At 60.8% G+C, this 19,232-nt stretch carries 16 protein-coding genes; 12 read left to right on the plus strand and 4 right to left on the minus strand.

All coding sequences use genetic code 11. From position 1 onward, the window contains the following. The first annotated feature begins 82 nt into the window (after positions 1 to 82). From ACLD1Y_RS21905 to ACLD1Y_RS21930, 6 genes are all read left to right on the plus strand, one after another. The gene (locus ACLD1Y_RS21905) at positions 83 to 1,129 is read left to right on the plus strand and encodes a LacI family DNA-binding transcriptional regulator (RefSeq protein WP_429479898.1); all 1,047 of its coding nucleotides are present in this window, start codon (positions 83 to 85) and stop codon (positions 1,127 to 1,129) included. A gap of 113 nt (positions 1,130 to 1,242) precedes the next feature. After that, positions 1,243 to 2,025 carry a sugar phosphate isomerase/epimerase family protein gene (locus tag ACLD1Y_RS21910; protein WP_429479899.1) on the plus strand — a complete coding sequence of 261 codons (783 nt, stop codon included), beginning with the start codon at positions 1,243 to 1,245 and terminating at the stop codon, positions 2,023 to 2,025. Beyond that, the gene (locus ACLD1Y_RS21915) at positions 2,018 to 2,959 is read left to right on the plus strand and encodes a sugar kinase (RefSeq protein ID WP_429479900.1); all 942 of its coding nucleotides are present in this window, start codon (positions 2,018 to 2,020) and stop codon (positions 2,957 to 2,959) included. Before ACLD1Y_RS21910 ends, ACLD1Y_RS21915 begins: the two co-directional genes overlap by 8 nt. Positions 2,960 to 3,004: 45 nt before the next feature. Continuing rightward, the gene (locus ACLD1Y_RS21920; RefSeq protein ID WP_429479901.1) at positions 3,005 to 4,297 is read left to right on the plus strand and encodes an MFS transporter; all 1,293 of its coding nucleotides are present in this window, start codon (positions 3,005 to 3,007) and stop codon (positions 4,295 to 4,297) included. Then, entirely contained in the window at positions 4,294 to 5,271 is a 978-nt protein-coding gene (locus ACLD1Y_RS21925; RefSeq protein ID WP_429479902.1) for a 2-hydroxyacid dehydrogenase, read from the plus strand. Before ACLD1Y_RS21920 ends, ACLD1Y_RS21925 begins: the two co-directional genes overlap by 4 nt. Positions 5,272 to 5,385: 114 nt before the next feature. Next, positions 5,386 to 5,757 (plus strand): hypothetical protein, encoded by a 372-nt coding sequence (locus ACLD1Y_RS21930; RefSeq protein ID WP_429479904.1) that lies wholly within the window; start codon positions 5,386 to 5,388, stop codon positions 5,755 to 5,757. Between the two features lie 7 nt (positions 5,758 to 5,764). Here ACLD1Y_RS21930 and ACLD1Y_RS21935 read toward each other — a convergent pair whose 3' ends face one another. After that, positions 5,765 to 7,390 carry a methyl-accepting chemotaxis protein gene (locus ACLD1Y_RS21935; protein WP_429479905.1) on the minus strand — a complete coding sequence of 542 codons (1,626 nt, stop codon included), beginning with the start codon at positions 7,388 to 7,390 and terminating at the stop codon, positions 5,765 to 5,767. Between the two features lie 234 nt (positions 7,391 to 7,624). On the opposite strand from ACLD1Y_RS21935, the gene ACLD1Y_RS21940 reads away from it, so the two are divergent. From ACLD1Y_RS21940 to ACLD1Y_RS21950, 3 genes are read left to right on the plus strand one after another with little or no spacing between them, the layout of a single operon-like run. After that, complete coding sequence (locus tag ACLD1Y_RS21940; RefSeq protein WP_429479906.1) at positions 7,625 to 9,052, plus strand: nucleobase:cation symporter-2 family protein; 1,428 nt, start codon at positions 7,625 to 7,627, stop codon at positions 9,050 to 9,052. Between the two features lie 13 nt (positions 9,053 to 9,065). After that, complete coding sequence (locus tag ACLD1Y_RS21945; protein ID WP_429479907.1) at positions 9,066 to 9,527, plus strand: LEA type 2 family protein; 462 nt, start codon at positions 9,066 to 9,068, stop codon at positions 9,525 to 9,527. A gap of 5 nt (positions 9,528 to 9,532) precedes the next feature. After that, a complete protein-coding gene (locus ACLD1Y_RS21950; protein ID WP_429479908.1) occupies positions 9,533 to 10,084 on the plus strand; it encodes a GNAT family N-acetyltransferase in 552 nt (183 codons plus the stop codon). A gap of 110 nt (positions 10,085 to 10,194) precedes the next feature. Here ACLD1Y_RS21950 and ACLD1Y_RS21955 read toward each other — a convergent pair whose 3' ends face one another. Continuing rightward, positions 10,195 to 11,121 carry a carbon-nitrogen hydrolase family protein gene (locus tag ACLD1Y_RS21955; protein ID WP_429479909.1) on the minus strand — a complete coding sequence of 309 codons (927 nt, stop codon included), beginning with the start codon at positions 11,119 to 11,121 and terminating at the stop codon, positions 10,195 to 10,197. Between the two features lie 82 nt (positions 11,122 to 11,203). On the opposite strand from ACLD1Y_RS21955, the gene ACLD1Y_RS21960 reads away from it, so the two are divergent. Further along, positions 11,204 to 12,097 (plus strand): LysR substrate-binding domain-containing protein, encoded by an 894-nt coding sequence (locus ACLD1Y_RS21960; protein ID WP_429479910.1) that lies wholly within the window; start codon positions 11,204 to 11,206, stop codon positions 12,095 to 12,097. On the opposite strand, the gene ACLD1Y_RS21965 is transcribed toward ACLD1Y_RS21960, so the two are convergent. Continuing rightward, complete coding sequence (locus ACLD1Y_RS21965) at positions 12,090 to 12,344, minus strand: hypothetical protein (RefSeq protein WP_003190904.1); 255 nt, start codon at positions 12,342 to 12,344, stop codon at positions 12,090 to 12,092. The two genes, ACLD1Y_RS21960 and ACLD1Y_RS21965, sit on opposite strands and share 8 nt — an antisense overlap. A gap of 163 nt (positions 12,345 to 12,507) precedes the next feature. Here ACLD1Y_RS21965 and ACLD1Y_RS21970 point away from each other — a divergent pair, with 163 nt between their 5' ends. Then, the gene (locus tag ACLD1Y_RS21970) at positions 12,508 to 12,828 is read left to right on the plus strand and encodes a DUF883 family protein (protein WP_010172915.1); all 321 of its coding nucleotides are present in this window, start codon (positions 12,508 to 12,510) and stop codon (positions 12,826 to 12,828) included. A 33-nt stretch (positions 12,829 to 12,861) separates the two neighbouring features. Here ACLD1Y_RS21970 and ACLD1Y_RS21975 read toward each other — a convergent pair whose 3' ends face one another. After that, positions 12,862 to 13,899, minus strand: coding sequence for an Ldh family oxidoreductase (locus ACLD1Y_RS21975; RefSeq protein WP_429479911.1), 1,038 nt, complete (start codon positions 13,897 to 13,899; stop codon positions 12,862 to 12,864). A 196-nt stretch (positions 13,900 to 14,095) separates the two neighbouring features. On the opposite strand from ACLD1Y_RS21975, the gene ACLD1Y_RS21980 reads away from it, so the two are divergent. Beyond that, positions 14,096 to 19,222 (plus strand): dermonecrotic toxin domain-containing protein, encoded by a 5,127-nt coding sequence (locus tag ACLD1Y_RS21980; protein ID WP_429479912.1) that lies wholly within the window; start codon positions 14,096 to 14,098, stop codon positions 19,220 to 19,222. The last annotated feature ends 10 nt before the right edge of the window (positions 19,223 to 19,232 follow it).

Consider the following 19,232-nt stretch of genomic DNA (forward strand, 5'->3'; position numbering starts at 1 on the left):
TGACCGGCCCTATGAAATGGAGTCTTATGAAACCGGTTTCAAAGCAGCCGAATTCAACATCCAATAAGAAAGGCCCGCTACCGTGACTTCTTTTTCCGCCGCCCAGCGCACCCGCGTCACCATGCTCGACGTCGCCCAGCACGCCGGCGTATCCAAGGCCAGCGTCTCGCGTTTTATCGGCGACGACCGCGCCCTACTCTCCGATGCCATCGCCCAGCGCATCGAGCAAGCCATCGAACACCTCGGCTATCGCCCCAACCAAATGGCCCGTGGCCTTAAACGTGGGCGCACGCGCCTGATCGGCATGCTCGTCGCAGACATTCGCAACCCCTATTCCATTGCCGTAATGCACGGCGTCGAAACCGCCTGCCGCCAGCACGGCTACAGCCTGGTGGTGTGCAACACCGACCGCGATGACGAACAAGAGCGCCAGCACCTGGCGGCGTTGCGCTCGTACAACATCGAAGGGTTGATCGTGAACACCCTCGGCCATCACCTGGACCAATTGCTGGAACTGCAACGGGAAATGCCCTTGGTACTGGTGGACCGCAAGGTCGAACCACTGCACAGCGACCTGGTGGGGCTGGATAACCCGGCGGCGGTGCGCATGGCGCTGGAGCATTTGCAACAGCAGGGTTATCGCGAGGTGTTGCTGGTGAGCGAAGCCACCGACGGCACCAGTTCGCGGTTGGAGCGTGTGGAAAGCTTCAAGCATGAAATTGCCAGCCGCCCGCAGTTGACCGGCGCGGTGTTGGAGTTGAACGCCGAACTGGATCACCACCTGCAAGTCTTCCTGACCAAACCCGGCCCCAAGGCCGTGTTCTGCGCCAACGGTGTTGCCGCGCTGGCCTGCACCCGAGCGCTCAAAACCCTGGGCTGCAACTTGTTTGAAGATATCGGCCTGATCGCCCTGGATGATCTGGATTGGTATCCGCTGGTAGGCACAGGTATCACCGCCCTCGCCCAACCGACCGAGGCCATCGGTGCCACTGCGTTCGACTGCTTGCTCAAGCGCCTACGCGGCGATACCGAGCCGACACGCACCCTGGATTTCCTGCCCCAACTGATCATCCGCGGCTCCACCACCCCTTGTAGGAGCGAGCTTGCTCGCGAAAATCGCGAACGGTAACGCGGGCATCCTGAATGTACGCGTCGTGCTCAGGGTTTTCGCGAGCAAGCTCGCTCCTACAAAGAGCGTATTTTTTTGCACAAAAATGAAACCGGTTTCAGAGGTAAATAACAATGCACAAATACCCCGTCTCCATCAGCCTTTCCAGCTACGGCGCCGACCTGGTTCGCCAACAAGGCCAGCTGAGTTTTGTCGAGCTGCTCAAGGCCGCTGGTGCCCAGCGCATCGAGTGGCGTGAAGAGTTGCTCACCACAGAGCACCCGGCAGAATTGGCCCAGGCCGCCGCTCAACACCGACTGCAATCGGTGTTCTCATCGCCCTTGGAGCTGTGGGTCGCTGGCCGCGCCCAGCCCAATGCCGAACTCGCCGCCACCCTGGACCGCGCCCAAGCCTTTGGTGCGCAGTGGCTCAAAGTCTCCCTCGGCTACTTCACCGACACCAACGACCTGGAAAGCTTGCACGCCCTGCTCGCCTGCCACCCGGTGCAGTTGCTGGTGGAAAATGACCAGACCCTGCACGGCGGGCGCATCGAACCGATGCAGCGCTTTTTCACCGAAGTGGAACGCTTGGGCCTGCCGGTGAAGATGACCTTCGACATCGGCAACTGGCAGTGGCAAGACCAATCCGCGCTCACCGCCGCGCGTCTACTGGGCCGGCATGTGGATTACCTGCACTGCAAGGCCGTGGCCCGGCGTGCAGACGGCAAGCTCATTGCAATACCGCCTGGCGCCACCGACCTGCATCTGTGGGAACAACTGGTCAAGCACATGACTCAAGGGATTACGCGGGCGGTGGAATTCCCGCTGCAAGGTGATGACCTGATCAGCGTCACTGCGCAACAGGTCAGCGCCCTCGCCGTCCTTGGCCAACCTCGCGTGGAGAGCGCCCATGTCTGAGATCGATATCCTCTCGTTTGGTGAAACCATGGCGATGTTTGTCGCCGAGCAAACCGGCGATTTGGCCCAGGTGGCGCAGTTTCATAAACGTATTGCGGGCGCCGACAGCAACGTCGCCATTGGCTTGTCGCGGTTGGGTTTTAACGTCGCCTGGCTGAGCCGGGTGGGCAATGATTCCCTGGGGCGCTTTGTGGTGGACACGCTGCAAAAGGAAGGCCTGGATTGCCGGCATGTGGCGGTTGATCCGTTGCACCCCACCGGTTTCCAATTCAAGTCCCGTGAAGAGGCAGGCGCCGATCCCCAGGTGGAATACTTCCGCAAGGGCTCGGCGGCCAGTCATTTGTCCATCGCCGCGATCAGCCCGACGCTGTTGCAGGCGCGTCACCTGCATGCCACCGGTATTCCGCCTGCGTTGTCCGAGGCTACCCGCGAGCTGTCCACCGAGCTGATGACGCAGATGCGCAAGGCCGGGCGCAGCGTGTCGTTCGACCCGAACCTGCGCCCATCGCTGTGGGCCAACCAAGCGCAGATGATCCGCGAAATCAACGCCCTCGCCGCCCTGGCCGATTGGGTCTTGCCGGGCCTGGGCGAAGGTCGCCTGCTCACCGGTTTCGATGACCCGGCCGATATCGCCGCGTTCTACCTCGACCAGGGCGCCGAAGCCGTGGCCATCAAGCTTGGCGCCGACGGTGCCTACTACCGCACCCAACTGGACCAGGGCTTTATCGCCGCCGTACCGGTGGAAAAAGTGGTGGACACCGTGGGCGCCGGCGACGGTTTTGCGGTGGGCATGATCAGCGCCCTGCTGGAAAACCTCAGCTTCCCCGAGGCGGTACAACGCGGCAACTGGATCGGCAGCCGCGCCGTGCAAAGTCGCGGCGACATGGAAGGTTTGCCCACCCGTTTGGAGTTACCCGTTCGATCCGTTGCATAACCCACTACCTGTTGCCACAACTACAACAAGCTCAGGAGCAACCCCATGGAAACCGTGAAACTCGCCACCCGCCGTTGGTGGTACATCATGCCCATCGTCTTTATCACCTACAGCCTGGCGTACCTGGACCGCGCCAACTATGGCTTTGCCGCCGCCTCCGGGATGGCCGAAGACCTGATGATCACCCCTGGCATGTCGTCGCTGCTGGGGGCGCTGTTTTTCCTTGGCTACTTTTTCTTCCAGGTGCCGGGGGCGATTTACGCGCAGAAGCGCAGCGTCAAGAAGCTGATTTTTGTCAGCCTGATCCTTTGGGGCGGCTTGGCGACCCTCACCGGCGTGGTGTCCAACGCCTACATGCTGATCCTGATCCGCTTCATGCTCGGCGTGGTCGAAGCGGCGGTGATGCCGGCGATGCTGGTGTACCTGTGCCACTGGTTCACCCGTGCCGAACGCTCCCGCGCCAATACGTTCCTGATCCTCGGCAACCCGGTGACCATGCTGTGGATGTCGGTGGTGTCGGGTTACCTGGTACAGCATTTCAGCTGGCGCTGGATGTTTATCATCGAAGGTTTGCCTGCGGTGTTGTGGGCGTTTATCTGGTGGAAACTGGCCGATGAACGTCCCAAGGACGCCAAGTGGCTCAGCGACAGCGAAAAATCCGCGCTGGAAAGCGCATTGGCCGCCGAACAGGTGGGCATCAAGGCGGTTAAAAACTACGCCGAGGCATTCCGCTCACCCAAGGTGATCGTGCTGGCGCTGCAGTTCTTTTGCTGGAGCATCGGTGTATATGGCTTTGTGTTATGGCTGCCGTCGATCCTCAAAGCCGGGTTGAAGATGGACATGGTCGAGGCTGGCTGGTTGTCGGCGCTGCCGTACCTGGCAGCGGTGATCGGCATGCTGGTGGTGTCCTGGGGCTCGGACAAGCTGCAAAAGCGCAAGCGCTTCGTGTGGCCGCCGCTACTGATCGCGTCGATTGCGTTCTACGGTTCCTACGCGCTTGGGGCCGAACACTTTTGGTGGTCCTACACCCTGCTGGTGATCGCGGGGGCCTGCATGTATGCGCCCTACGGTCCGTTTTTCGCCATCGTTCCAGAAATCCTGCCAGCCAACGTCGCCGGAGGCGCCATGGCACTGATCAACAGCATGGGTGCCCTCGGTTCGTTCGGCGGCTCGTATCTGGTGGGTTACCTCAATAGCAGCACCGGTTCGCCCGGTGCGTCCTACCTGCTGATGAGCGGCGCGTTGCTGCTGTCGGTGGTGCTGACGATTTTCCTCAAGCCCGGCGCCAGCGACCGCTCACCGGCGCCCACCCTCGAATTGAAGGTCAAGACCGCATGAAAAAGTCTGTCGTGTTGTACAAGAAACTCTCCGCGCCGCTGATGGCCCGCCTGCATGAACAGGCGGACGTCACGCTCATCGAGGCACTGGACGAAACCGGCCTGGCCAAACTGCGCGATGCCCTGCCAACCGCCCATGGCCTGTTGGGCGCCAGCCTGCGCCTGGACGCAAAATTATTGGACCTGGCGCCGCAGTTGGAGGCGGTGGCCAGCGTGTCCGTGGGCGTCGACAACTACGATATCGACTACTTGAGCGGGCGCGGCATCCTGCTCAGCAACACCCCCGATGTGCTGACCGAAACCACCGCCGACACCGGCTTTGCGCTGATCCTGGCCACTGCCCGCCGTGTGGTGGAACTGGCCGACATGGTGCGTGCCGGCCAATGGAACAAAAACATCGGCCCCGCGCATTTTGGCAGCGATGTGCATGGCAAAACCCTAGGCATCATCGGCATGGGCCGCATCGGCGAAGCGTTGGCCCAGCGCGGGCACTTCGGCTTTGGCATGCCGGTGATCTACCACAGCCATTCGCCCAAGCCTCTGGTGGAAAAACGCTTTGGCGCACAGTACCGCAGCCTCAATGAATTGCTGCAACAGGCCGATTTTGTCTGCCTGACGCTGCCGCTCACCGCTGAAACCGAAAAGCTGATCGGCGCCGAAGAGTTTGCGCTGATGGGCCCGGAGACGATCTTCATCAACATCTCGCGGGGCAAGGTGGTGGATGAGGCGGCGCTGGTGCAGGCGTTGCAGCAACGCACGATACGTGCGGCGGGGTTGGACGTGTTTGAGCGTGAGCCGCTGGGTCACGACTCGCCGTTGCTGCGTTTGAACAACGTGGTGGCAACCCCTCATATCGGCTCGGCCACCCATGAAACGCGAGAGGCGATGGCCAGGTGTGCGGTGGACAACCTGCTACAGGCTTTGAAGGGGAAAAAGCCGCAGAACCTGGTTAACCAGCAAGCCTGGCAGCGCTGAAACACCTGTTAACTCTGACAGTATTCACACCGCAAGCACCGCGTTTAAATGAACTCTCAGGTCTCTGAGCAACCGGAGGCCGCAACGCACCGATGTATCCGGGAGTCAATTAAAATGCAGAAATCTCATTCTGAAGAAGACGCGAAATTGCATGCCAGGCCATTGCTTCCTGAAGACATAGGCCCAGAGGGAGTCACCCAGGAGTATTTGGACGCGCATAAAAACAAACTAACCTTCACCGTTGAGCAGTACGCTGGACAAGAGGAAGGTGATGTAATCCTGCTTATGCTCGGAGGCCCCGGGGCATCCCCTGCAGAATCCCAAAAGGTCACCCGAGCGACCGGGGACACGAAGGTCCCGGTCGCCGGAGCCAAACTGCACAGGCTCTCAAATGGTGTGCATGCGGCGTCTTACCTCATCCTCAAAAAAAACATCCCAGATGGGCCGAGTTCTTATGCCACGCTTTTCAGACTGCTGTTGGTCTGAATGAGGTTCAGATTACAAACCTGGCCACCATCCCGTTCAAATCCACCGCCAAACGCGACAGCTCATGGCTGGCCGCGCTGGTCTGGTTGGCACCCGCCGCCGACTGGGTGGCCAGGTCGCGGATATTCACCAGGTTGCGGTCCACTTCGCGGGAGACCTGGGCCTGTTCTTCTGACGCGCTGGCGATCACCAGGTTGCGTTCGTTGATCAGGCTGATGGACTGGGTGATCTGCTCCAGCGCCACACCGGCGGCTCGGGCCATTTCCAGGGTGTTTTGTGTGCGCTGATTGCTTTGCTGCATCGATTGCACCGCTTCACCGGTGCCGTTCTGGATGCCGGCGACCATTTTTTCGATCTCCTGGGTCGACTGCGCAGTGCGGTGGGCAAGCGCCCGTACTTCGTCGGCCACCACGGCAAAACCACGCCCGGCTTCACCGGCACGGGCGGCTTCGATGGCGGCGTTGAGCGCCAACAGATTGGTCTGTTCGGCAATCGCACGGATCACGTCCAACACCTTGCCAATGTCACGCCCCTGAGTGGCCAGGCCTTCGATCAGCACCGCCGTGTTCTGCACGTCCTGAGTCATGGTCTGGATGGCGCCGACGGTTTCCACCACACGGTCGCGGCCTTCGCGCGCCGCCTGGTTGGACTGGCTGGATGCCTCAGAGGTGGACACCGCATTGCGCGCCACTTCTTCCACCGCTGCGGTCATCTCGTTGACCGCCGTGGCCGCCTGGTCAATTTCATTGTTCTGTTGCTGCAGGCCTTTGGAGGCCTCCTCGGTAACTGCGCTCAGTTCCTCGGCGGCGGAGGCCAACTGTGTGGCGGAACCGGCGATGTGCTGGATGGTCTGGCGCAGGTTGGCTTGCATGGCGGCCAGGGCGCTCAGAAGGCGCGCTGGCTCATCCTTGCCATCGTCCTCAATGACTTTGCTCAGGTTGCCAGCGGCAATGGTCTCGGCCACTTCCACAGCTTTGCGCAGTGGCGTGACAATGCTACGGGTGAGCAGCCAGGCCAGGAGTACGGTCATCAGGGCCGCGACCACGGCTACCACAATGATCCCGGTAACTGCCTGCTGGTAGCTGCCCTCGGCGTCTCGCCCGGCCTGCTCGGCATCGGCGCTGTTGATGGCGATCAGCTTGTTCAACTGCTCCCCCATCAGGTCGGTGCCATCCTTGATGCGGGTATTGATAAGGCTGCGCATCTCCTCGACTTTGTTTTGTTGGGACAAGGCCATCATTTCTGATTGAGCGGTGAAGTAGCTGTCGAGGGTCGCGGCAAAGGTCTTGTACAAGGCCTTCTCTTCGGCACCGGCTGGCATCACCGCGTAAGCACTCTGTGCCTGCTTGACCTTGTCGATCAGGAAGGCAACGCGGGTCTTGGCTTCTTCCAGGGACGCGGGCTCGCGGTTGATCAAGATACGGAACGAGAGAATGCGCAGGCGCAACACGTTCTCAGTCATGTTGCCAAGGTACTTCACACTGGGTAACTGATTTGAGCCCATGTCCAACGAGGCCTGGCGGATCGTCGTCATGCGGTTGACCGCAAACACCCCCAGGAAAACCACAAGCAACGCAATGAACGCAAAACCGAGAAAAGCGCGAGGGGCAATATTCAGATTACGAAGGGACATAGACGGCTCTCGAGAAGTAGTGTTGGCGAGCGTCCCTGCCGCGACACGATCAGGCGGCGGTAACGCACCGCTCTGACCTTGGGGCACCACTGTTGTGATTGGTGTGTGGGCCTTTCCAGGCTATCGGCAGGCCTGTGGTTTTAATGCAGGATGTTTCGAAATATTTTTACACACTTCTGACAGCCGGCACTTTCTGGCATCCTGCGCGCCCCTTTTCCCTATCGAGCCCGCATTTTGTCTGACGCTCAAGCCCCCCGCCCCCGCTATAAATCCGACCTTATCTACGGCCTGGAAGATCGCCCGCACTTCACCGCCGCCATTTTTGCTGCGTTGCAACACGTGCTGGCCAGTTTTGTCGGGATCATCACCCCAACGTTGATCGTCGGCGGTGTGCTCGGCCTGGAAAGCGAAGTGCCGTACCTGGTGAGCATGGCGCTGTTCGTGTCGGGCCTGGGCACCTTTGTGCAGGCGCGCAAGTTCGGCCCTATCGGTTCGGGGCTGTTGTGCCTGCAGGGCACCAGCTTTTCGTTTATCAGCGTGATTCTCAGCGCGGGGTTCATGGTCAAGGCCCGGGGCGGCGGCACCGATGAGATCCTCTCGACGATCTTCGGCATCTGCTTTTTCGCGGCGTTTATCGAAGTGGTGCTCAGCCAGTTCATCGGCAAGCTGCGTAAGCTGATCACCCCCGTGGTCACCGGCACAATCATCACCCTGATGGGCTTGTCGCTGATCAAGGTGGCAGTCACCGACATGGCCGGTGGCTTTGGCGCCAAAGACCTCGGCGCAGCTGGCAACATGGGCCTGGCGGCGCTGGTGCTGCTGACCATTGTGGTGCTCAACCGCTTCAGCAACCCGTTCCTGCGCCTGGGTTCGATTGTGATCGGCCTGACCTTGGGCTTTATCGTGGCCTGGATGATGGGCCGTGTGGACCTGGCGGCGTTGCCCCAGGTGCCGCTGGTCAGCGTGCCGGTGCCGTTCAAGTACGGGTTTTCGTTCGACTGGGTGGCGTTTATCCCGGTGGCGGTGATCTTCCTGATTTCACCGTTGGAGGCGGCCGGTGACTTGACGGCCAATTCGATGATTTCCCAACAGCCGGTCAAGGGCCCGCTGTATATCAAGCGCATCAAGTCGGGCCTGTTGGCCGACGGCCTCAACTCGGCGATGGCTGCGACGTTCAACAGCTTGCCGATGGTGACCTTCGCGCAGAACAACGGCGTGATCCAACTCACCGGCGTGGCCAGCCGTTACGTGGCGTACTTCATCGCCGGCCTGCTGGTGCTGCTGGGGCTGTTCCCGATGATCGGCGCGGTGCTGCAACTGATGCCTAAGCCAGTACTGGGCGGCGCCACCTTGATCATGTTCGGCACCGTGGCCGTGGCGGGCATCAAGATCCTCGCCGAAGCCGGGCTGCACCGACGCAATGTGCTGATCGTGGCGATCTCCCTCGGCATGGGCCTGGGCGTCGCGGCCGTGCCGGAAGTACTGCGCGATTTGCCCAAGGCCCTGCACAACATCTTCGAATCGCCGATCACCGTGGGCGCGTTCTGTGCGATCTTGCTGAACATTTTCCTGCCCGAAGAGTTCATAGAGCTGGAAGAAGATGAATTTGATCCGGAGTCCTCTACCCTCAAAGTGATGCAGGACCCGGACATCACGAAATAGGAGCACCTTTTATATGCGCAAGCTCATGGTTCTATCGTTTCTGCTGCTGACCTTGAGCGCCTGCGCGCTGTTCCCCAACCGTGACCCGGTGACTATCAATGTGGTGGGCATTGAGCCACTGCAAAGCCAGGACCTTGAAGTGCGCTTCGCCGTGAAGTTGCGGGTGCAGAACCCCAATGAAACGGCGATCGACTATAACGGCGTGGCCCTGGACCTGGAGGTGAATGGCCGGCCGTTGGCGTCGGGGGTGAGTGATCAGTCCGGAAGCATCCCACGCTTTTCCGAGACGGTGCTGATGGTGCCGGTGAGTGTTTCGGCGTTCTCTGTGTTGCGTCAGACCTTGGGCCTGAGCCAGACCCAAAGCCTGAACAACCTGCCCTACGTGCTGCGGGGCAAACTGGCGGGTGGCCTATTTGGCACGATGCGCTTTGTCGACCGTGGCACCCTGGACCTACCGAACACGGCAACTTGGTGAACGCCATGCAACCGACGCTATACACCGAGCGACTGATCCTGCGCCCACTGACCCTGGACGATGCCGAGGGTATCCAGCAGCAGTTCCCGCATTGGGAAGTGGTGCGTTACCTTAACGCCCTCGTGCCCTGGCCCTACCCGGCCGACGGTGCCCTCGACTATCTGCAACACGTTGCCCTGCCCGCCATGGCCCGTGGCGAGGAATGGCACTGGTCGATCCGCTTGAAAAGCGCGCCGCAGCAGTTGATCGGCAATGTCAGCTTGATGAATGAACGGGACAACAACCGTGGCTTTTGGCTCGGACCGCAGTGGCAAGGGCAAGGCTTGATGGGCGAGGCCAGTGCAGCGGTGACCGACTATTGGTTTGGCGTGCTGGAGCGCCCGTTACTGCGGGTGCCAAAAGCGGCCCCCAACCTGGGATCGCGGCGGATTTCCGAGCGTGAGGGGATGCGCCTGATCAGGACCGATGAAGGCCAGTTCGTTGAAGGCACCTTCCCACGGGATATTTGGGAGATGACCCGCGCAGAGTGGCTGAAAACCAAATCCCCCACCCAATGAAAATCTAATGTGGGAGCGGGCTTGCTCGCGAATGCGGTGTGTCAGTCAACACATCTATAACTGAACCACCGCATTCGCGAGCAAGCCCGCTCCCACATTTTTGACCTTGCTTAATCAGTGATATAGCGCACGCCCGGCTTTTCCCGCTCATCCACCACCAACTCAAACACATCCGGCCGGGCATAGTGCCCCACCACGTCATAGTCATACCGTGCCCGCACCAGGTCATCGGTATTGATCTGCGCGGTCAACAACCCCGCCTCTCCCACCAAGGGCCCCGCCAGAATGTCGCCCATCGGTCCGACAATCACACTGCCCCCGGCGATCAACGGCCGCTCTGCCGGCCAATTGGCAATCTCCTGCCCCAGCTCTGCCGGTGATGCCTGCACCTGGCATGCGCTCACCACAAAGCAGCGGCCTTCATGGGCCACATGACGCATGCTCACCTGCCACATCTCGCGCTCATCCACCGTGGGCGCGCACCACACTTCCACACCCTTGGCGTACATGGCGGTACGCAGCAGCGGCATCATGTTTTCCCAACACACTGCGCCACCGATACGTCCTACGGCGGCGTTAATCACCGGCAAGGTCGAACCATCGCCCTTGCCCCAGATCAGCCGCTCAGTGCCGGTGGGCATCAATTTGCGGTGTTTGGCGACCAGGCCGCCTACCGGTTCGAAATACAGCACGGTGCAGTACAAGGTGTTGCCACTGCGCTCGATCACACCCAGTACCAAGCTCGCGCCGGTGCGCGCTGACAGACCCGCCAATGCGTCGGTCTCGGCGCCGGGCACATCGATGGCATTGGCAAAATAACGGGCGAATGCCTCGCGACCTTCCGGCAGGCGGTAACCCAATTGCGTGCCGAAGCCTTCACCTTTGGGATAGCCACCGAGCAATGCCTCGGGCATCACCACCAATTGCGCGCCGCTGCGGGCTATTTCATCTTCATAGCCGAGGATTTGCGCCAGGGTCTCAGCCTTGCCGCCTGGCAAGGAACCGATTTGCAGGGCTGCCACAGTAGAAACAGGCATCACGATGACTCCGAAAAAATGGGGTTGCCCATTCTCCAGCCAGCCTCGATCATGAATAAAGCCCACTTCACTGCTGAATGATATGAGCCAAACAAATATCGCCCAGGTCGATCTCAACCTGCTCAAAACCTTTGAAGCGCTGCACGATGAATCCAGCGCCAGCCGCGCAGCGTTGCGCCTGGGAGTGACTCAATCGGCCATCAGCGCGGGGCTGCGGCGCCTGCGTGAGGTGTACGGCGATCAGTTGTTTGTACGCACCGGCCGTGGGTTGGCGCCGACCTTACGCGCCAACCAGTTGAAACCGGTGATCAGCGAGGCGTTGGAGCGCTGCCGACAAAGCCTGGCGATGGTCAATCCGGACAACCAGCAGTACCAGGGCCGCTCGGTGGTACTGGGGTTATCGGATGATTTCGAGATTGCCTATGGCCGGCGACTGATGGACGAAATCGCCCGGCGTGCGCCGAAGCTGCGGGTGATTTTCCGACAGACCCACAGCCAGATTGTCGCGGGCGCCCTGCTCGACCGCAGCCTGGACCTGGCGATTACTGCCGGGGGTTTCGCTCAAGGCAGGCTAAGTCGTCAAGTCTTGGGAGAAGGTGATTACCGCTGCCTTTTGGACTCGGACCAGACAACCATCAGCCTGGACGAATTCGTCACCCGCGAGCATGTGCTGGTGTCATCCGGCGGGTTTATCGGGATTACCGATGAAGGTTTGGCAGCGCAAGGGCTAAGCCGCCAGGTGTGCGCGTCCACCAGCCACTTTGCCGCACTGCCCTATTTGCTCAAGGGCAGCCAGGCGGTGGCGACCATTCCCGGCCATGCCGCGCAAGCCATTGCTGCGCTGACCGGCCTGCAGGTGTTGCCCTGCCCCCTGGCGCTGCCACGCTACCCGGTGGAGTTGGGCTGGCGCACCCAAGCGCAACTCGACCCGCTGCTGCTCAAAGTGCGTGAAGCGATTGTGGCGAGCTTTACTTAGCGGCGGCCATCAACTTGTTGACCTCACTGCGCACCATGTTGGAGAACTCCGGCGGCGACATGCCGTCGAGTTCTGCACGCACCCACTCGGCCCACTTGCCTTTGCGCTTGGCGCGCTCGCCGAACAAACGGGCGGCTTCGCCCTTGGCCTTGCCCAAGTTGGTTTGCCACAGGTCGTAGAGCCGGGACTTTTCATCTTCCAGCTCGGCGCGTTCGGCGAGGGTCTTGTTGGCCAGATTGAAGCTCATGTTGAATTACCTGCTGCACAAATAGGCGACATCTTACACTGTAGGTCGAATTTTCCTGTTTCGGATTTCGCTCAAAACCAGTCACCAGCAAAAAAACTGCAACTTTTGCCGACGCCCGCCACTCCATTGTTCACTGTCACATTCACCTGCAAGGAGTTACCCAATGGCCCGCAAATCTGCCGCCCAAGCCGTCGAAGAACAAATCAAGGATCAAGCCTTCAGTGAACTGACGGCGTTGATTGAAGAGTCGGACAAACTGCTTAAAAGCAGCGCCTCCCTGGTGGGCGAAGAAGGCGAGACCCTGCGCGAACAGGTCGCCATCAAGCTCAAGCAGGCCCTGGACTCGGTGTCCAACGTGCGCGAACGCAGCAAGCCGGTGGTGGATGCCACCGAAACCTATATCGGTGGCCACCCGTGGCAGACCGTAGCGATTTCCGCAGGCTTTGGCCTGGTGGTCGGCCTGCTGCTGGGCCGTCGCAACTGAGTACACATGGCTGCGCCCCGTGCGCAGCCTTTTTCAGGCGTTTGCCAGGTCGCGCAAGTGCTGCAACTCGTCAGCATCCACCACTATCCCTTCCTGTTCGGCCTTCGCCCGTGCGCGATGTCGCCGGTCTCCCGGTAACCGCCGCAACCCCGCCGCATGCATCTGCCGCACCAACTCCTGGCTGCGCTCGGCGAACGCCTGGCCGCTGGTTTTGCTCGGGTCGATGAGGATCAGCAGTTGCCCGGTCCAGGGCGTACGCGCACCGGGATGGTCAGACCAGTCGAATTCGAATGAAAAATTGCCACCGGTCAACGCCGCTGCGAGCAACTCAACCATCATCGACAGCGCCGAACCCTTGTGCCCGCCAAACGGCAGCAACGCGCCGCCCTCCAGGATGGCTTTGGGGTCTTGCGTGGGCTGGCCCAGGCTATCGACGCCCATGCCCGGCGGCAGGCGCTCGCCCTTGCGCGCCGCGATCTGCACGTCGCCATGGGCGATGGCGCTGGTGGCCAGGTCAAACACAATCGGCAAGCCATCGGCGCGCGGCGCGGCAAAGGCGATGGGGTTGGTGCCGAACAATGGGCGGTCGGCGCCGTGGGGTACCACGCACGTCATGCTGTTGACCACGCTCAACGCCACCAGGCCTTGCTCGGCAAATGGCTCGACATCCGGCCACAGCGCCGCAAAGTGATGGGAGTTATGGATCGCCAGCAACGCGATACCGGCGCTGCGGGCTTTTTCCACCAACAGCGGGCGTGCAGCTTCCAGGGCCGGCTGGGCGAAACCGTTGCCGGCATCTACCCGCACGAACCCGGAGGCCACATCGCTCACGTGCGGCACCGCGCGCCCATTCACCCAGCCGCTGGCCAGGGTGCTGATGTAACCGGGAATACGGAAAATGCCATGGCTATGGGCGCCATCGCGCTCGGCGCTGGTGCAGTTGTGGGCGAGGATCGCCGCCACTTCCGGCGACGTGCCATGGCGTACAAACACCTGCTGCAGCAACGCCATTAGCGCACTGAAGCGTATGCAGACACTGGAACCTTCAACGACCTTGGACGGCGTAGACATCTGAAGCTCCGAATTATGATTGGAAGGGGCAACAAGACGGGTGACTCAAGCCTGTGATTAAACAACGCGCCCGGCGCCTGCTGTCAATCGTCGCGTGCCAGCACGTCGCTTTTTTTGCAGCAGTTATCTACCGCTGGCAACGCCCCCTCCCTGCCTACGCTGTCCACCACACAACGGCCTTGAAGGAGCGCAATGGATGGCACACGTAGACCCCCCGTATTTTTTCCAGGAGTTCGTGCGCCCGGCACGCAGAAAAACCCCCACTGAGCGCGAACGAACCCTGGGCCTGACCGTCAAGGACCTGGATTGGTTAAACGCCGTGTATTACGCCACCGACCAGGCACGTCAGGATAAAACCTTGCGCAATCACCCCATGGTGGTCGAGAAATTCATCCTGGAGCTTGCCCCCCAACGCACTTTACCGTTGGCCGGTACTTTCCTGATGAGCTCAAGCCCGGATGAAAACAAAGCGTTGCTCTACACCCCGTACGGCGGCATCGAGGTGTTCGAAGACCGTGCGGAGGCAATTAAAACCATTACAAATCGCTTGAACAATAAAACTCAATCAATTGATTTAGTTCGTTTTTTATCCATAGATCAACGCAAAGCGTTTACCGAGAGCACCGCGTTCAATGTCCAGACCACCGCCGTACTCGGCGCGGTATTCGAAGATCAGGAAGCCACCATCGAAGCCAGCCTGATGCTCAACCGGCAGCTTATGCTGACCCAATTGCGCCAGACGCCCACCTTGTCCGCGTTGCTCGATAAGGTGCTGAGCATCATGGGGCGCGCTTATTTCCCCAACCTCGATCAACGCGACACACGGGTCAACAGTTTCATGGCCGCCGACAACGGCCCTGGCGGCCACCCGCCTCACTGGATCAGTTCCGCGCCGCTGGGGGACGTGTTGTTGCAGTACTACATCAAACAGCAATGGCCAGCCGGCCAGACACGCACCTTCACCCACCCGCGCTACATCACCGGGCACCTCAGCGACGCCAAACGCGCCAAAGACCTGCAAAAATGGGAAAGCCTGGTGCAACACACCGCGGGCATCCTCTCCAAACTGCTGGGCAGCCTGCTACAAACCTGGTGGAACGAAGACATCGGCGACGGCCGCTCGCGCCTGGACCTGTTTACCCAGATGATGAGCGATACGTTGCGCGCCGACCTGCTGTTCAAGCACCAGTACGGCATTGTGTCGGCGCAAGAAAACCAGCACCTGCTCGCCCTCTTCCTGCCTGACCCGCAGGCGCGCAGCGCATGGCACCCGTCATTGCGTATCGAGAAAGTCAGCATTCACGCGCCCTACCAGCACTATGTGGAGCTGGCCGCAACCCTGTTGATCAGCGACAAACATGCCTACCTCTATACCCAGTCGCGTGGTTTGCAGGTGCTCGAAGACCTTGCCGACCTGAATGACACCTTGCTGAGCATGCTCAAGGCCGCCGGGCATCAGGACGAGCTGCTGAACTTCCTGTCGCTTGAAGAACGCAGCACTTATATCGCCATGGAGGCCGTGCAGGTCAGCGGCCTGCCGGTGGCCGGCAGCGTCTTCGGCGGGATGGTCGAGGACATCGCCGCCAAGCAATTGAACAATATGGAGCATGCCCTCGGGCTGTTTCGACGCAGTGACGGCCTGGTCGACCTGGCGGCCCTGCTCGACTGCGCCCTGGACATTCGCCACATGCTCGACAGCCGCCTGTTGTCACTCGACACGGGCGGACGCTGGAGCCTGCACCCGGTCAGCAGCGGCAACGGCCGGCCGTCGACCGTGCAGGCCGAACGCGCCAAGCAACAGCTGCAAACCCTGCAAGCGGCGCAAGCGGCAGCCGCCGAGCAGCGCCGTCAACATCCGACCTTGCGCGGCGTAGTGCTGCGTGCACTCAATGCCCAGTTGCGCAAATACCAGCTGGATGTGGATGCCAGTGATATCCACATCAACACCTACGCCACCGAGGCGCAGCAACGTGAGGAACGCCTACCGGTGCAATCGGTGGCACTGGTGGACCATTTCATGGAACGTCTGGCACGGGTCGCTGGCCCGTTGGGCAATACGCCGCACATGGGGTTCTACGCCAGCCGCCGGGAAGGTGCGGCGTTGCGTTGGAACAACCTGACCAGCTCGACCGTCAACGCCATCGTTGCGCTGGTGATGGTGGAAGTGGCCAACCACAACGTTCGCGAACTGCCGCGCCAATTCCTGGAAGATCACCGCGAAACACTGGGCAGCGCCCTGCTGCTGGGCCTGCGCAGTGAAGCAGAGCTGCGCCTGCTGAACAAAACCCTGACCCCGTCCCAGCACGCCATCCTCGATACCGTGCTGCGGCCCGACAGCATGACCCGCCTCAAGCGCCACGGGCTCAATGGGTTTCTGCCGGATGCCTACAGCCTCAGCCTGACTCAAGGCGATCAACTGCTGCACCTGGCCAACTGCTGGGTGCTCACCGAGCGTGGTGGTATCGATCCCAACCACTCGGGCCAGGCGCTGCTGTGGACGCCCCAACGTGGCCATGAGCCTTTTGAATCCGTCGATGCCTTGCGCAAGCAACTGGAGCTGCGCCTGGCACAGCCTGACCGGCGCCTGGCGCTCCTGCAAAACCTGCCTCTGCGTCAACGAATACCCCACACGACGTTGGGTTTGGGGCCCTTGCAACGGATCGATGGGCATATGCTCGACAACCGCCAACACAGCTACGTCGAACACCTGGTGGACAACCTTGAATTCTGGCTGAACACGCCGCTGGGCCCCAAGCAGTTGCAGGATTGCCTGGACCACGAAATGCAGCGGGAATCGCCGTCCAACCTCGACCGGGCGGCCACCATCGCCCAAGCCATGATTCATCAGCAAGCATTGCCGGTATGGCTGGGGATGGCGTCGCCCCACGAACAATTGCTGCACGCCGAGCTGCTGGAACAGTACCGCCTGAGCGTGTCGGATGAGCGCGATTACCTGCACAGCCTGCCGCCGCTGCGCGCGCACGTGGCCAAGCGCCTGCGCACTTTGCTTGAGGCGCGCTACCCAGGGCTGGACCTGGACCCCGACGATGTGCTGATACCCGCGCGCATTGTGCTCAACGGGCATACCCAGAGCCTCACGGATTTTGCCCTGCGCCACTTGCCCGACCTGAATGCCGACAGCCTTAAACCCAGCTCACGCACCGAAACGCCCCTGCCCGATACATTCGACGGTGCCGCAGTGGTGCAACTCGTGCGCCAGCTGGACATCGCCGCAACCTACCGCTCCCTGCTCAACACGCACCTGACTGCCGACACCGATGATGCACGCCAGCGCCGCAAGCTGTTTTGCCAGCAACTGCCCTGGCAACTACTGCGTCATGCCCATGAGGAAAAGCTCGAAGAACGCCTGAGCGAAGCCGCGTGGGGGTTTATCCAGCAAATCTTCGATATGCCCGACGCCATCGCACGGGAACAGGTCAGCGGGGCCAGCGCGATGATTCGCCCATTGGAATTGATAGCAACCCAAGGCGCGAAAGCCGCCAAAGTGCTCGGTGTGTACCTGATTGGCCCCCAGGCCAAGGCAACCGGGCCTTTGGTGCTGTATGCGCCCTACAGCCCGCTGCGTGTGCTCACGGAATATGCCAGCGAACAGGACCTGTGCAGCGAGATCAACCGCCCTGGGCCGTTACAGGATTGGATCATCCGCCAACTGGGCGAGCCCGAGCAGGCGACCTACCGCAACCTGTTGCGCCCCCCGCAGCCCAAAGACTCCGATATGCGCCTGGCGTCAAACCCGATCCGCGGCAACATCCTGCCGCCGCTGTTCCACGACAACACCCTGCTGCTGCTGAAAATGCTCGCCTGCCAGTTCGAGCGAGAAGGCAAGGACCAGTGGGATGGCATCACCAGCCTGTTACGCAATGGCATTCCCATGGCGTTGCAGTTTATCGCGGGCAAGCTCAAGTACCCGTTGGTGGTGTGGCGTAGCTTCAAGCTGTTCCAGGCGTCTGCCGAGGACTTGCAGCAACAGCGCTTTAGCCAGGGTTTACGTAAGTTTATTCAGGGCCTGGCGACGCTGGCATCGGTGCGCAAGCAACTCGATGAGCTGCTGGCCCCCCAAACCCTGCCTGAGCCAACGCAGCCGGATGTGTCGGTTGCTGCGACCACGATTGAAACCCACGACATCACAGACCCGCTGCGCACGCGGATGCGCCGCTTTGAAGACTTTACGGTGGCGTTGGCAGACTTGCAGCAAGATCCAAACACTCACGTTTACAAGCACTCGGTCAGCCGCCTGACCTACGTGCCAATGGCGGGCAGGGTTTACCCGGTGGAAAAATCCGGAAACCACTGGCGCGTCACGTTGGCCCGTGAGCTTGGCCCCTACGTGGAACGCAATGCGCAAGGGCAATGGGTGTTGGACCTTAGCGTGCGTGAACCGAGGTTCGGCCAAGGCTTTTCCAATTACAGGAGCCGTCCGCGCGTCACGAGTGTTGTACGGGCGACGATCAACATCGAAGCCCAGGGCAGGCCCGCCATTCGGGCGCTGAACCCACAGTGGGACGAGTTCATCGACTCCGCACTCTACATCGCGATGTATTACACCAACCAATGCGCACGAAACCTGGCGCTGTTCACACGGGACGCCGCCCTCAACCCGAGGACCCATACCCTGCTCACCGAGATATTTTCCATCGTGACCTTTACCCCGGCGCAACTGCACAAAATCACCGCCCGCGTCGACGAAGTCATGCGGGGGCTGACAGACCCAACGCTCACCTCCCCCAACTCAACGCGATTTGTATTCGGCACCAACCACGTACCCGACAACGGCTTTGCCTTCACGCTGCCTAACGACATCGAACAGACCATCTTCCTGGTGGAAAACTTCTTTAACCCGCGCCTGTACCCACACGGGATTGTGCTCAATGCGCCGTTTGACATTGACGACCATGCACGTGCGGCAACGTTGATCCATGAAGTCAGCCACATGGTTTGCGCTACTGAGGACATCGCCTACCTGGACAGCATGCGCCCGTTTGTCGACCTGATAAATGTGGCGACCAGTGATTACACGCTGCTGTCGGACTTGCAGTCGACGGCACTGTCGGCCGTAACAACCTACACCGAGCTGTTCACCACCTGGGATTCCCAATCACGCAACTGGGTCAGCCTCGGTGCTCCGGGAACGACCGCTGCGCATAACCTGGTGCTGCGCCTTACCGGCACCAACACGCTGAACGACGCCCGCAACACGTTTCTGACAAACCCGGATCGCAGGCTTGACGTCATTCTGGCTAACGCAGACTCGGTGACGTATTTGATCACCCATGTGGGAAGGGTGCTGGATCCGGGGGCTTGAGCAAGCCCCC

Source organism: Pseudomonas sp. 18175, from assembly GCF_050432925.1.
Classification (GTDB): domain Bacteria; phylum Pseudomonadota; class Gammaproteobacteria; order Pseudomonadales; family Pseudomonadaceae; genus Aquipseudomonas.

Coding starts and splice junctions, on each gene's coding strand:
- ACLD1Y_RS21910 (WP_429479899.1), top strand. CDS start 1,243: ATGCACAAATACCCCGTCTCCATCAGCCTTTCCAGCTACGGCGCCGAC.
- ACLD1Y_RS21915 (WP_429479900.1), top strand. CDS start 2,018: ATGTCTGAGATCGATATCCTCTCGTTTGGTGAAACCATGGCGATGTTT.
- ACLD1Y_RS21920 (WP_429479901.1), top strand. CDS start 3,005: ATGGAAACCGTGAAACTCGCCACCCGCCGTTGGTGGTACATCATGCCC.
- ACLD1Y_RS21925 (WP_429479902.1), top strand. CDS start 4,294: ATGAAAAAGTCTGTCGTGTTGTACAAGAAACTCTCCGCGCCGCTGATG.
- ACLD1Y_RS21930 (WP_429479904.1), top strand. CDS start 5,386: ATGCAGAAATCTCATTCTGAAGAAGACGCGAAATTGCATGCCAGGCCA.
- ACLD1Y_RS21935 (WP_429479905.1), bottom strand. CDS start 7,390: ATGTCCCTTCGTAATCTGAATATTGCCCCTCGCGCTTTTCTCGGTTTT.
- ACLD1Y_RS21945 (WP_429479907.1), top strand. CDS start 9,066: ATGCGCAAGCTCATGGTTCTATCGTTTCTGCTGCTGACCTTGAGCGCC.
- ACLD1Y_RS21950 (WP_429479908.1), top strand. CDS start 9,533: ATGCAACCGACGCTATACACCGAGCGACTGATCCTGCGCCCACTGACC.
- ACLD1Y_RS21955 (WP_429479909.1), bottom strand. CDS start 11,121: ATGCCTGTTTCTACTGTGGCAGCCCTGCAAATCGGTTCCTTGCCAGGC.
- ACLD1Y_RS21960 (WP_429479910.1), top strand. CDS start 11,204: ATGAGCCAAACAAATATCGCCCAGGTCGATCTCAACCTGCTCAAAACC.
- ACLD1Y_RS21965 (WP_003190904.1), bottom strand. CDS start 12,344: ATGAGCTTCAATCTGGCCAACAAGACCCTCGCCGAACGCGCCGAGCTG.
- ACLD1Y_RS21970 (WP_010172915.1), top strand. CDS start 12,508: ATGGCCCGCAAATCTGCCGCCCAAGCCGTCGAAGAACAAATCAAGGAT.
- ACLD1Y_RS21975 (WP_429479911.1), bottom strand. CDS start 13,899: ATGTCTACGCCGTCCAAGGTCGTTGAAGGTTCCAGTGTCTGCATACGC.
- ACLD1Y_RS21980 (WP_429479912.1), top strand. CDS start 14,096: ATGGCACACGTAGACCCCCCGTATTTTTTCCAGGAGTTCGTGCGCCCG.